The sequence below is a fragment of the Arthrobacter sp. MYb229 genome, assembly GCF_002975405.1.
In the GTDB taxonomy this organism is placed as follows: Bacteria; Actinomycetota; Actinomycetes; order Actinomycetales; family Micrococcaceae; genus Glutamicibacter.
This window is the reverse complement of the sequence record NZ_PCPS01000001.1, coordinates 929576-942697: the sequence shown is the minus strand read 5'-3', so window position 1 is coordinate 942697 and position 13122 is coordinate 929576. Positions and strand designations below refer to the sequence as shown.

11 protein-coding genes are annotated in these 13122 nt (G+C 64.9%); 5 read left to right on the top strand and 6 right to left on the bottom strand.

Going from position 1 to position 13122, the window contains the following annotated elements; translation table 11 throughout:
- Position 1: 1 nt before the first annotated feature.
- Together thrS and CQ019_RS04435 are read right to left on the bottom strand one after the other, a co-directional pair.
- Positions 2-2017 carry a threonine--tRNA ligase gene (gene thrS, locus CQ019_RS04440; RefSeq protein ID WP_105569026.1) on the bottom strand — a complete coding sequence of 672 codons (2016 nt, stop codon included), beginning with the start codon at positions 2015-2017 and terminating at the stop codon, positions 2-4.
- A 120-nt stretch (positions 2018-2137) separates the two neighbouring features.
- Entirely contained in the window at positions 2138-2773 is a 636-nt protein-coding gene (locus CQ019_RS04435) for a helix-turn-helix domain-containing protein (RefSeq protein WP_105569025.1), read from the bottom strand.
- 79 nt (positions 2774-2852) lie between these two features.
- Between CQ019_RS04435 and CQ019_RS04430 the strand changes: the two genes are divergently transcribed.
- Positions 2853-4349 (top strand): MFS transporter, encoded by a 1497-nt coding sequence (locus tag CQ019_RS04430; protein ID WP_105569024.1) that lies wholly within the window; start codon positions 2853-2855, stop codon positions 4347-4349.
- Positions 4350-4405: 56 nt separating this feature from the next.
- On the top strand, positions 4406-4846 hold the full coding sequence (locus tag CQ019_RS04425) for a VOC family protein (protein ID WP_096284872.1): 441 nt from the start codon (positions 4406-4408) through the stop codon (positions 4844-4846).
- Positions 4847-4877: 31 nt separating this feature from the next.
- Here CQ019_RS04425 and CQ019_RS04420 read toward each other — a convergent pair whose 3' ends face one another.
- The 4 genes from CQ019_RS04420 to CQ019_RS04405 all read right to left on the bottom strand — a co-directional run bounded on the left by CQ019_RS04420 (position 4878) and on the right by CQ019_RS04405 (position 10621).
- Positions 4878-5486 carry a GrpB family protein gene (locus CQ019_RS04420; protein ID WP_105569023.1) on the bottom strand — a complete coding sequence of 203 codons (609 nt, stop codon included), beginning with the start codon at positions 5484-5486 and terminating at the stop codon, positions 4878-4880.
- 9 nt (positions 5487-5495) lie between these two features.
- Positions 5496-8951 carry a DNA polymerase III subunit alpha gene (locus CQ019_RS04415; RefSeq protein WP_105569022.1) on the bottom strand — a complete coding sequence of 1152 codons (3456 nt, stop codon included), beginning with the start codon at positions 8949-8951 and terminating at the stop codon, positions 5496-5498.
- A gap of 71 nt (positions 8952-9022) precedes the next feature.
- Positions 9023-9337 carry a DUF6504 family protein gene (locus tag CQ019_RS04410; RefSeq protein ID WP_105569021.1) on the bottom strand — a complete coding sequence of 105 codons (315 nt, stop codon included), beginning with the start codon at positions 9335-9337 and terminating at the stop codon, positions 9023-9025.
- 357 nt (positions 9338-9694) lie between these two features.
- Complete coding sequence (locus CQ019_RS04405; protein ID WP_181148242.1) at positions 9695-10621, bottom strand: AraC family transcriptional regulator; 927 nt, start codon at positions 10619-10621, stop codon at positions 9695-9697.
- Between the two features lie 137 nt (positions 10622-10758).
- On the opposite strand from CQ019_RS04405, the gene CQ019_RS04400 reads away from it, so the two are divergent.
- The 3 genes from CQ019_RS04400 (at position 10759) to CQ019_RS04390 (ending at position 13072) form a co-directional block, all read left to right on the top strand.
- Positions 10759-11202, top strand: a complete 444-nt coding sequence (locus CQ019_RS04400) for a DUF1772 domain-containing protein (protein ID WP_105569019.1) — start codon at positions 10759-10761, stop codon at positions 11200-11202.
- Between the two features lie 155 nt (positions 11203-11357).
- Positions 11358-12443 (top strand): S-(hydroxymethyl)mycothiol dehydrogenase, encoded by a 1086-nt coding sequence (locus CQ019_RS04395; RefSeq protein ID WP_105552193.1) that lies wholly within the window; start codon positions 11358-11360, stop codon positions 12441-12443.
- A complete protein-coding gene (locus CQ019_RS04390; RefSeq protein WP_105569018.1) occupies positions 12443-13072 on the top strand; it encodes an MBL fold metallo-hydrolase in 630 nt (209 codons plus the stop codon). Before CQ019_RS04395 ends, CQ019_RS04390 begins: the two co-directional genes overlap by 1 nt.
- Positions 13073-13122: the final 50 nt, after the last annotated feature.

Below are 13122 nucleotides of genomic sequence, written 5' to 3'. Positions count from 1 at the left end.
ACTAGTTGCTGTTGTCGCGGCTCTTGATGGCCTCGACGATGCGGGCTACCGCGTCATCGACCGGAACCTGATTCTCCTGGCTGCCATCGCGGAAGCGGAAGGAGACCGCATTCGCGTCGGCATCCTCGCCGCCGGCGATGAGCACAAACGGGATCTTGTCCTTGGAAGCGTTGCGGATCTTCTTCGGGAAGCGATCCGAGGAGTCATCCAGCTCCACGCGCACGCCCTGGGCCTTCAGCTTGGCCACCACTTCGGCCAGGTAGTCGTTGAAGGCCTCGGCCACCGGAATGGCGCGAACCTGCACCGGGGAGAGCCAGGCCGGGAAGGCGCCGGCGTAGTGCTCGGTGAGCACACCCAGGAAGCGTTCGATGGAACCGAACTTCGCCGCGTGGATCATCACCGGCTCTTGGCGGGAGCCGTCGGCCGCCTGGTACTCCAGGCCGAAGCGGGCCGGCTGGTTGAAGTCGTACTGCACGGTGCCCATCTGCCAGGTGCGGCCGATGGCGTCCTTGGCCTGGACCGAGATCTTCGGGCCGTAGAAGGCCGCGCCGCCCGGATCGGCAACGAGCTCGACGCCGGATTCGGTGGCCACGCGCTCGAGCACCTCGGTGGCTTCCTCCCACTGCTCTGCGGTGCCGATGAACTTATCGGATTCCGGATCCCGGGTGGATAGCTCCAGGTAGAAGTCGTCCATGCCGAAGTCGCGCAGCAGCGAGAGCATGAAGTTCAGCAGGTGCTCAACCTCGGCCGGTGCCTGCTCCTTGGTGACGTAGGAGTGGCTGTCGTCCTGGGAGAAGCCGCGCACACGGGTGAGGCCGTGGACCACGCCGGACTTCTCGTAGCGGTAGACGTGGCCGAATTCGAAGAGGCGCAGCGGCAGTTCGCGGTAGGAGCGGCCACGGCCGCGGAAGATCAGGTTGTGCATCGGGCAGTTCATTGCCTTCAGCCGGTATTCCTGGCCCTGCTTGGTGATGTTACCGTCCTCGTCGCGCTCCTCATCGATATGCAGCGCCGGGAACATGGTGTCCGCGTAGTACGGCAGGTGGCCCGAGGTGTGGAAGAGCCCGTCCTTGGAGATGTGCGGGGTGCCCACGTACTGGAAGCCCTCTTCGACGTGGCGATCGCGCACGTAGTCTTCCATCTCGCGCTTGATGATGCCGCCCTTGGGGTGGAACACCGGCAGGCCGCTTCCGAGCTCGTCCGGGAAGGAGAACAGGTCGAGTTCCGCGCCGAGCTTGCGGTGGTCGCGGCGCTCGGCCTCGGCCAGACGCTCCTGGTAGGCCTTGAGGTCTTCCTTGGTCGGCCAGGCGGTGCCGTAGATGCGCTGCAGCTGCTTGTTCTTCTCGCTGCCCAGCCAGTAGGCGGCGGCCGAACGGGTCAGCGCGAAGGCATTCTTGATCAGCTTGGTGTTCGGCAGGTGCGGGCCGCGGCACAGGTCCTTCCAGACGGTCTCTCCGGACTTGCGGTCGACATTGTCATAGATGGTGGTTTCGCCGGCGCCGACCTCAACGTTGACGCCCTCGCCGGAGGTGTCATCGGAGTCCGCCTTGGCCAGCAGCTCGCATTTGTAGGGCTCGTCGACCATTTCGGCCTTGGCCTCATCGGGGGTGACCTCGCGGCGGGCGAAGAGCTGGTTCTGGTTGATGATCTTCTGCATCATCTTTTCCAGCTGCTTCAAATCTTCCGGGGTGAACGGCTCTTCGACATCGAAGTCGAAGTAGAAGCCGTCGGTGATGTAGGGGCCGATGCCGAGCTTGGAGTCCGGGCGCAGCTGCTGCACGGCCTGGGCCATGACGTGAGCGGTCGAGTGGCGCAGCACCTCCAACCCTTCCGGATCGCTGATGGTGACTCGGGTGACGGTGGTGTCTGCTTCGAGTTCGCGGGCCAGGTCGCGCAATACGCCGTCGACGTGCATAACAACCACGTCTTTATCCTTGGCATAGAACTGCAAACCGGTTGTTCCCGCGTCCACCTGGACCTGCTCGCCATCGATGGTGAGAGTGCGCTGCTCGCTCATGAGATCGGGTTCTGCCTTTCAATCTGTGATGGCTTCATAGCTTGTGGCATACCTTGGCCACAGCCAGCCAGAGTCCAGTTTAGTTCAGGACTCCGCCATAGCGTGCGTTCACTACAGGTTTTACGGCGTTTGATCCTCGCCATATGACTCATTCAACAAGGACTCCTCGGTGAACAGGCTCATGACATGCCACACCTGGCGCGATTCCGCCGGCTGGGCGCTGGCGATCTTGCCGCTCTTCAAGTCTTCGCGGAAGGCCGGGACCACTTCTTCCATCCGGTGGATGAGCTCTTGCATTTCATCCTGGGTGAGCATGAGATTGCTCGTTTGCATCTGCGCCTTGACCGGCCCGGGCTGCTGCCCCCGATAGTGCTGTTCAGCATGGCGCAAGGCAGCCTGGAGGCGCCGTTGCTCATCATGGATGACCTGCCCCAGATATGCATCCATGGCGGTTCCGGTTTGATCTTCCGGCCGCTCCCCTACCTCGCCGGTGGTGTACCCGCGCGCCGCGGGCTTCCACACGCGATCCCGCTTGTCGCGAGCCAGCTCGGGGACTTCGACGATCATCTCGGCTTTGGCCAACTCGCGCAGGTGGAAGCTGACCTTATTTGCCGGAATCCCCAGGGTGAGCGCCAGATCTGCCGCACGAGCAGTTTCCATGGCAGAAAGCGTGTCAAGGATCTGCCGCCGCAGGGGGTTAGCGATGGCTTTGAGCATGGGTGTAGTGAATGTGACCGGCGGCTCGTTGTGACTCATGAGCACAGCATAGCAATTCCCCAATTTAAATTGCGCAAGTTCTATTGCGCAATATTATTTGCGGACTTATGGTTGATTCATGACGCTCACCCCAGCTCCGGATCTACCCGCCGTTGCGCCCGAGGCTACTAGGCTTCCCCGGCTTTCCTCCCAACCTGCCTACCGGCGCTGGTGGGCCGCGGACACCTCGGCCCTGCTGGCCGGCGGCATCTACCAATTCGCCCTCCCCCTGCTGCTGCTCGCGGCCACCGGCTCCCCCGCCCAAGCCGGAGCGCTGGCGGCGCTGGGGCTGCTCGCCCGCACGAGCCTGACCATGGCCGGCGGAGCGATGGCGGACCGGGCCGAGCGGACGCGGATGATCGTGCTCGGCGGATTAACCGGCGCGGCGCTTTCCGGGGCGTTGGCGGTGGCGGCCTGGACCGGAACCCTCGGAGCATTGCTCCTCTGCGTGGCTCATGTGCTGATGGAGCTGCGCTCGGGATACTTCTCGAGCGCCAGCAACGCCGCGTTGAAGGATGCGGTGCACCCCGGGCAATTGGGCCGTGCGATGGCGGCAAACCAGGGCCGCGATGCGACGCTGACCCTGGCCTCGGCGCCGCTGGCCGGGATGCTCCTGAGCTTCGGCGCGGGCCTCACCTTGCTTCTGGTCAGCGTCCTGCAGCTCATCTCGGCGGTGGCCGGGCGGATGCTCGCCGCCCCGCTGCGCAGCGCCCGCAGCATGCCCGGCGCCTCGAAGCAACCCGCCGAGCGCATCGCCGGCGGAGTGCTGCCGGGGATGCGCTGGTGCTTCGCCCGGCCCCAGCTGCGGACCCTGCTCTTATTGATCGTCGTGGTCAACCTGGGCACCAACGGCATTGCCACCACGCTGATTTATGGTTTGCAGCAGCGCGGCGAGGCGCCGTGGGTGATTGGACTGGTCTCCACGTGCATGGGCGTGGGCATGCTGCTCGGCTCGTTGCTGGCTACCGGGCTGATCGACCGTTTCCGCACCGGCCCATTGACCTGCCTCTGCCTCACAACCCTGGGGCTGGGCAGCCTGCTCATGGGGTTCGGCTCCAGCCTGTGGTGGATGGGAGCGATGCTGGCGCTGTCCTTCCTCAGCGTGCCGGCGCTGAATGCCGGAGCCGGAGGGTACTTCATGGCGGTGATCCCGGCAGAGATGGCCGGTCGGGCCAGCGCGCTGGTGACCTTCATGGCGCTCTCGGCCCTGCCGCTGGCGCCATTGTGCGCCGGTATCGGCATCCAGTGGCTGGGCATGGGACCCACGCTGATCTTCTTCGGCACGCTGGTGATGCTCGCCGCACTGGGCGCGTGGTGCTCCCCGCTGATTCGCGGCATCCCCGGCACCGGGCAGTGGAATGAAGTCCAGCTGGCAACGACGGCGGATAAGCGGCAGCGCAGCGCCGAGGCGCCGGTGGACGCCAACCCAGGCGACGGGTCCCGCGGCACCGGTGCGGCGCACGGCGGCAAGCGACTGGCCCGCGCGCACCATGGACGTTTCCCCGATCCCTACGGCCAGCAGCCGCATACCACCCAGCGGCCGCTGCCGCCGACCGAGCAGTGGAACTACCTGTAGGCGCCAGGGGTGCAGAACCTCTACCGTTTGGATCCTTCTGGACCTAGGCTTGAGCCATGAACAAGTCGGCCCCACCGACCATCAGCGCAATCACCCTCGGCGTGCGCGATGTCGGTGCTTCAACAAGGTTCTACACCGAGGGACTGGGGTTCGAGCTGGTCCAGCCGGCCCACCCGGAGATCGCGTTCGTCCGCGCCGGACACGGACTGATGCTCGCGCTGTGGGATGTCTCGCAGATGCCCAGCGAATACGGCAACATCGGCCACGGCGAGAAGGCTCCCCCGGTATCCCTGGGCCACAATGTGCGCTCCGATACCGAGGTCGAACATCACTACCGGCGAGCGCTGGATGCCGGGGCTAGCTCGGTGTCCGAGCCGACGGTGCAGCCGTGGGGCGGGATGAGTGCCTGCGTGGCCGATCCGGACGGGTTCCGCTGGGATTTTGTGCATAATCCGTCGTTCGTCATTGGTGCAGACGGGCATGTGACTTCGGTATAGCGGCTGCGGTTTGCTTGCTGGCCCGTTTTCTTCAGTGCGAGCGCCGCGCATGGATGAACTCCGCTTTGCCGGCGAGGTAGCCGATGCGGTCCCCGGGGTTCTGCAACGCCACGCTCCGCTTGAGCGCGCCATAGGCGTCGCGTTCGGTTGCGTGCGTTCGCAGATAGTTCCGGAAGGCCAGGTAGCCGGTCCATTCGGGTGATCCGTGCTCGATGACGTGTGCGTTGACCAGCCGGATTCCCGGTTCGATTTCGAATCCATACATCGAATCCGGACGGCTGGCGTCCTTTTCGCCGAGGCAGAGAAAGCCCAGGCCCAGCAACCACGGATGGATGCGGTCTAGATTTGCCTCCGCCGCGAACCCGATGGCGAGGTCGAGGATCGGCTTGGCGGCAAGCCCGGGAACGGCGGTCGAGCCGATATGCTCGATGGCCCCGATACCTGCGGGCCGGGTCGCGTTCAAGACGTTCGCCACGCCGGTGAAGGCCTCGGCCCAGCGCGGCGACGGCGCAGCCAGGGCAACGACTCCGCGGCGCAGCCCGAGGTCCGCCGCGCCCAGGCTTGCCACCAGGGCGGGATCCAGCGGCTTGGGAATTTCCGTTCGCAGGCGCCGTGGCCGGTTGTCTGGACTGGTGCTCATGCAATGATCCTAAGCCCCGCGCTGGTCCAGCCCCTCGGCGTCCATGCGCTTGGCCAGTTCGCCTACGCTCTGCCCTCCCGCGGCGCCTTGGCCGAGCTTGGGCCGGTAGCTGGGTTTCGGGCGGGCCGCCGATTCCAGGTACCCGGCGCCCGGCAGCGTATCCGGGGCGTGCAGGTCCCAGGCGTTCAGCGCCTGCAGGGAGATGCCGCGCGGGCCGGTGCGCCGGGTGATGCCGTGGATCAGCAGCATGCGCGTGGAGAAGAGCAGCGGTCCGGTGCGCTGCTGGGTGTCATCGAAGAAGGTGGCATCCACACAGCCTGACCCGTCGTCGATCGAGATGAAGACCACCCGCTTGCCTCCGCGCATCGGCGGGGTCTGCGTGGCGATGCGCACCCCGGCCACCAGCACTTCGGCGCCGTTGCGCAGGTGCAGCAGTTCCACCGCCTGGGTGATCGGCAGGTGGTCCAGGCGCGTGCGGTAGGAGGTGATCAGGTGCTCGCTCACGTCCAGGTGCAGCAGGTCCAGTTCGGTGCGCACTACCTCTTCGGTGCTCAACTGCGCGCCGGTGGCCTTGATGTGCTCAATGGCGCCCAGCGGCAGGGCGAGCTGTCCGGGGCCGGGCCGGTATTTGGCCGGGATGCTGGCGTGCGCCATGGATTGGGTGTGGGCGATGGTGTCCGCCCTGCTGGTGCCGGCAAGGAGCGAATCGAAGACGCCGAGCGCCGCGAGGTTCTGGTAGCTGCGCCGGGACAGGCCGGCGCGTTGGCGGACGTCCGCGAGGCTGTCATAGGGTTGCCCGGCGACCAGCCGGGTGACCTCGCGTTCGCTCAGCTGGTGGATGTCGCGGAAGGCCAGGCGGATGCCGTATTGGCCGGGACGGATGGTTCCGGCGGCGCGCGGGACGATCGGGGTGCCGCGCACGGCATGTTCGAACACGCGTTCGACTCGATAATGGCCGGTGGAGAGGTTGACGTCCAGCGGGAGGATGGGAATGTTCATCCGGCGCGCCTCGGAGACCAGCAGGCGTTTGGGGTACATGCCCGGGTCGTGCTCCCAGATGCCGGCGAGGAATGCCTCGGGATGGTGCGCCTTCAACCAGGCCGAATGGTAGGTGGGTACGGCGAAGGCCGCCCCATGGGCCTTGCAGAAGCCGAAGGAGCCGAAGCCTGCGAGCACCTTCCAGACCTTATCGATGATCTCCGGCGCGTAGCCCTTTCGCGTGGCGTTGGTGCGGAAGAATTTTTCGACCGCGGGTTCCTGGGCCGGGTTGCCCAGATGCCGGCGGTAGACATCTGCCATCCCCAGGGTGCAGCCGGTCATCACATGGAGCATGCGCAGCACCTGTTCGTGGAAGACGGTGACCCCATGGGTTTCGGCGAGCGCAGGCTTCAGATCCGGGTGCAGGAACTGCTCGGGAGCGAAACCGTGGCGGTGCTCCAGGTAGGGCTTGACCATATTCGATTGCATGGGCCCGGGGCGGAAGAGCGAGATGTCGATGATGAGGTCGTTGAATTCGGTAGGGGCGAGCTTGCCGATCAGTTCGCGTTGGCCCGGGGATTCGATTTGGAAGCAGCCCAGGGTGTGGGTGGAGCGGATCAGCTCGTAGGTGATCGGGTCATCCAGCGGAACGCGGGCGAAGTCGATCTGCCCGTCCGCTTCGATGTACTCCGGCTGCCGGTGTCCCCCGGCGCGGGCGACCGACTGCCGGGAGGGATGCAGGCGCTTGATCTCCGCTAGCGTGTAGGCGATCGCCGATTGCATGCGCACCCCGAGCACGTCGAGCTTGATCAGCCCCATCAGGTCCATATCGTGCTTGTCGTACTGGCTCATGGGCAGCCCCATCCCGGAGGGTTGCACCGGGGTGCGGTCCAGCAGGCTCGCGTCGGAGAGGATCACCCCGCAGGGGTGCATGGAGATATGCCGTGGCAGCCGGTCCAGGCGTTCGGTCGCGTCGATGAGGATGTCCAGCTGCCCGTCGGAGGTGATGCGCTTGGCCAAGGGGGCGAGCTCCGGCTTTTCCTCCAGCGCCTCGCGGAAGGAGGAGGCGGAGAAGCGCCAGAGCTGCTTGGCGATCTCGTCGACCTGTTCCTGCTCCAGGCCGAGGGCGGCTCCGGCGTCGCGGACGGCGCCGCGTGCCCGGTAGGCGTTTTGCATGCTCATCAGGCTCACGCGCTCCTCCCCATAGGTGTCGAAGATCTTGTGGTAGATCTCGTGGCGGCGCGCGGATTCCACGTCGATGTCGATATCCGGCAAGGTAGTGCGGGTATCGGAGAGGAAGCGTTCGAAGACCAGGTCGTGCTGCAGCGGGTTGACCTGGCTGATCCCCAGCAGGTAGTTGACCAGGGAGGAGGCGCCGGAGCCGCGGGCAGCCACCCGCACGCCCATGCCGGTGATCAGGTTGACGGTTTCGGCGACGGTGAGGAAGTAGCCGGCGAAGTCCAGCCTTTCGATCACCCCCAGCTCCAGGGCCAGCTGCTTTTCGATCTCGCTGCGCTTGGTGTTCGGCAGCAGGCGCGGTGCGGCGGCGAAGACTCGTTCGGTCAGTTCCTGCTGGGCCGGACGGTGCAAGCCGATGATTTTCGCTTCGGGGATCACCGGCTGCTTCCAGCCAAGATCCGTATGCGCATCCAGCGCCGCCCAGTCGGCGAGCTGCTCGGTATTGCGCAGGAGCCTATAGGCCCAGGCGCGTTCGGTCACCCGGGAGAGATCTTGGGCTAGCTGGTGCATCTGGGCCGGGGCTTTCAGCCATCCCTGCCCGGTGGGCTGCAGCTCTTCCAAGGCGCTGAGCCTGCCCAGCACCCGGGCCGAGTCGAGGATGTCGGCGGTGACCGCCCCATCGGCATCGGCATAGCGCACCGCGTTGCTGAGCACCGGGGCGACGCCGAGCTCCGCGGCGAAGCGCAGCAGCTTGCTGGCGAAGCCCAGGCTGTAGCGCTTGCCGGGAGCGGAGAGGTGGGTGGTGATTTCTGCGCGCAGCTGCCCGCCGGCCAGCTTCTTCCAGTGGGCCATCAGCGCCCGGGCCTGGGAGTATTTACCGCGCTCGATGGCCCGCGACACGTCGGATTCGGCACCGAGCAGCAGCATCAGTTGCCCGCCGGCCAGCCGCTGCGCCAGGTCGGCTTGGCTCAGCCCGATGATTCCGCGCGGGTTCTGGTGCGCCGCGGAGACCGCGCGGCACAGCGCGGCGTATCCGCGTCCTTGGGTGTTTCCGCGGGCGAGCAGGATGATGCGTCCGGCGGGTTTTCCCTGGCCGTCAAGCACCGCGAGGTTCACTCCGAGGATCGGGCGCAGCCCCTCGGCGAGGCAGGCTCCGACATGCTTGACCGCGCCGAAGAGCCCGTCTCGGTCGGTGAGCGCCAGCGCCTCGGCTCCCTGCGCTCGGGCGGCGGCCGCCAGCTGGGGCGGGCTGGAGACGCCATAGTGCGCGCTATAGGAGGAGGTGACGTTCAGGTGGGTGAAGCTCATGGGCGGATCCTTCGAAACAGCGTAGGAATACCATTAGAACAAAGTTTCGAAAGATGTGCATTTATGCCCGGTCAGGCGCTGATTGGCAACTCCTGATTCACCCGGATCAGCCGCCAGCGCGTGGATTGCGGGTCGAAGCTGACGTCGATGCTCCGCGTGGGGCCGCGGTCCACTGCTTGGGTAATCTCCAGCCGCCAGATCTCGTAATCCGCTAGTCCAGCGCCGATTCCGCGGGGTATGCGCAGGTTTTCGTCCCACCATTTGCGGCGTTCGAACCACCGTTGCGGCTCGGCGACCAGCCGATATTCGCACCCCTGCCAGGAAACCCGCAACGGCACCCCGCTTGGGGCGCAGGAAACCTGGATCGACTCGGTAAAAATGCCCACGTGCAACTCCTTCAACCCTACTAACTCAATCTTATTCGAATACGTGTTCGAACAACAGTTACGCTAGTCAGCTCGACGGACAGTTTAGCGCCGGGCAAGTAATCACAGCCCCGTCCATGCCTAGGGCTCTGGCGCTACGCGGGTCCGCGCCCTGAAGCACGCAGATCAAGGGCAAGGAAAGCTCTGAGACGAAGTTGGCTACCGGACCGAACCCATTTGCGGCCGCTGGCCTATTACCTAAAAATGAGACCCGGCCGACCGGGATGGAACTCCACGTTCGTTGGCCCGTGGCTCACGCCGCCAAGTGGCGTACCTTGACGTTGCACAGCGTGAGGAACGGTTGAGCCGGCGGAGGGTTCAACCGTTCCTTCGGAGCATCCGAATTTCAGAGGGACTTGCCGAATAGACTCGACGAATGGCAGCGCTCAGGGCAAAAGCGGAGGAATAGCCGACCTCACCGGCTATCTGCCCCAATGGAGAATTGGTGTTCTGCAGGGCATCCCAGGCCAGCGCCAGACGCAACCGGGTGAGGTATCCAACCGGTGGCATTCCCATGGCTTCATGAAACGCCGCAGAAAAGGCCGAACGGGACATGGCAGCGATCCCGGCGAGCAGTGCCACATTCCAGGGCTCCGCCGGAGCGGACCACATTGCCCCCACCGCGGCTGAAATCCCCGGTTTTGCACCTGGGACCATGCCGGCCCCCGGCATTTGCTGCAGCACTTGGAGCGCGAGGATATCCAAAAGCCGATCCAAGACCAGCGACTGCACAGGTCCTTGCCGCTCGGCTTCAAGGTGCAGCAGCTCAGCCCAATTCCAGAGCGCTGCATCATCTATCAGGCGTAGCGCTCGCCCCTCGCAGATCAGGTCGGTAATCGCACTGGTTGTGGTGAAGGTGCAGACCAGCAATTGGTCCGCCCCGTCGCGGGCGTTACCCCACGAGCGGACGCCGTGGCGCAGCGTCTCAGTGACCGGCTGCGCCGCAGGGCCGAGGCATTGCTGGCCTGGTCCAATGAGGTATGTTTCAACGGCGGCGGCACGCGGCTGCGTGCTGTCCGCAAGCACCCGATAAGGCGCCGTCCCGTGAATGACCACTAGGTTTCCCGGTTCAGCTTGGATCGTTGCTTCGCCTCGCTGCACCGCGCAAGATCCGGTACGCACCGCCAGGATTGTCAACGCGCAGCGATCTTGGACTTCGACTTGCCAGTTCCCTGCCATGCTCATGCGCAGGATGAAGCCGTCACGGGCACGCGGCCCCGCAGGAAAGGCATCTTGAGCGGTCACTCCCTCAGATTGGACGATGACGCATGTTTTGTCGAGTTTCAAACATTCTGCATCTGCGATCCGTGCGCTTGAATGAGTACCATGCATAGGAAAACGGCTCCCTTCTCAGCTCTCACACCCCGGCCAGGGGCGGTGGCATGATCCCCGAATGGCTAGCGGCCACATTGCTCATAACAACTATTACCAGCTCCGGGATTGTTGCAGGTTTTTATGCCGCCTTCGCGCTCACGGTCCTCCCTGCCTTGGCCTCGGTCCAGGATTCGGCAGCCGGAGACTTCATGATCTCGGTGAACCAGCACGCCGAACGGCCCGCGTTTCTCAGCTTATTTTTCCTTAGCCTCGTCGGCAGTCTCGGCTACACTGCATACGCCTTAGCGCAGGGCCTCCTGGTCCCTGCACTGGGCTCGGCACTGGTGCTGTCCGGCGCCCTGCTCACCATCTTCCTCAGTGTTCCCTTGAACCGTGCCCTGCAGCGCGCAACGCTACCGTGGGCGCGCTATCGGCCCCGCTGGCACCGGGTTAATGTGCTGCGTGCAGCAGGCTCCGCGGCCGGATCACTTCTGCTCCTCATTACGGCCTGATCCGCCGCATGGCCATGGCCGAGCGCAGCGCGGTCGGTGCCCTCGACTACGCCGCGCGCGAAACTTCTCACGTCACTGTGTCCCGAATACTCGATTAGCTTGGAGCACACCGATAGCATCAAGACACACGAACAATTAAACCCAGGAGCAAATCCATGCCGCATAAGGTCAAAGCCGTTATTTCCCGCGCCAAAGACGCCCCGGTAGAGGTCGTCGATATCATCGTTCCGGACCCGGGACCCGGAGAGGTCATCGTCGATGTACTGACCGCCGGCGTCTGCCACACCGATCTGCACTACAAGCTCGGCGGCATCGGCAACGACTACCCGTACCTGCTGGGCCACGAGTCCACCGCGGTAGTCAGCCAGATCGGTGAGAACGTCACCAATGTGGTCGTAGGCGACCGGGTAATCCTGAACTGGCGTGCGGTCTGCGGCCAGTGCCGCGCCTGCGCCAAGGGGCAGGCGCAGTACTGCTTCAATACCGCGAACGCCACCCAGAAGATGACTTTGGAGGACGGCACCGAGCTTTCCCCAGCGTTGGGCATCGGATCCTTCGCCCAGAAGACCCTGGTAGCCGCCGGGCAGTGCACCAAGGTGGACGAGGACGCAGACGCCGCCGCCGTGGGCCTGCTCGGCTGCGGCGTGATGGCCGGCATCGGTGCGGCCATGAACACCGGTGAGGTCAAGCGCGGCGAGTCCGTAGCGGTTATCGGCTGCGGCGGCGTGGGCGTGGCAGCGATCGCCGGCGCCAAGCTGGCCGGAGCGACCACCATCATCGCCGTGGATTTGAACCCGACGAAGCTGGAGACCGCCACGCAGCTCGGCGCCACCCACACCGTCGATTCCTCGAAGGTCGATCCGATCGAAGCGATCAAGGAACTGACCGGCGGCTTCGGCGCCGACGTGGTCATCGACGCGGTGGGCCGCCCGGAAACCTACAAGCAGGCCTTCTACGCCCGCGACCTTGCCGGCCGCGTGGTGCTGGTCGGGGTGCCTACCCCGGAGATGAAGCTGGAACTGCCGCTGCTGGACGTCTTCGGCCACGGCGGTTCGCTGAAGTCCTCTTGGTACGGCGACTGCCTGCCTTCGCGCGACTTCCCGATGCTCGTTGAGCAGTACAAGCAGGGCCGGTTGGATCTGGATGCCTTCGTCACCGAGCGCATCAAGCTGGACGAGATCGAGGCGGCCTTCGACAAGATGCACGAGGGCACCGTGCTGCGTTCGGTGGTGGAGCTTTAATGAGCGCGCAGATCGAGAACGTCGTCACCTCGGGCACCTTCTCCCTGGACGGCGGCACCTGGGAGGTCGATAACAACGTCTGGATCATCGGCGATGATTCCGAGGTCATGGTGATCGACCCGGCGCATGACGTGGAGAAGATCCTCGAGCAGGTTGGCGACCGCGAGGTGATGGCCGTCTTGCTCACCCACGGGCACGACGACCACATCCGCGCCGCGGTCGAATTCTCCGATGCGGTCGAGGCGCCGCTGTATCTGAACCCGGCCGATACGATGCTCTGGGAGAACGTTTATCCCGAGCGCAAGGTCGATGCCGAAATCCAGGAGGGCGATACCTTCACCATCGGTGAAACGACGCTGACCGCGCTGCATACCCCGGGCCACTCCCCGGGTTCCACCTGCTTCTACGCCGAGGACCTGGGTGTGCTGTTCAGCGGTGACACGCTGTTCCACGGCGGTCCGGGGGCTACCGGGCGCAGTTACTCCAGCTTCGAGACGATTATCGAGTCGATCCGCACCAAGCTGTTCGTCTTGCCCGAGCAGACCGTGGTGCACACTGGCCACGGAGATGCCACCACCATCGGCGCCGAGGCGCCGAATCTTGAAGAATGGATCGCGCGCGGGCACTAAACCGCGCAGCCTTCCTTGACTGCCGGCCAGCTTCCAAGCTGGCCGGCAGT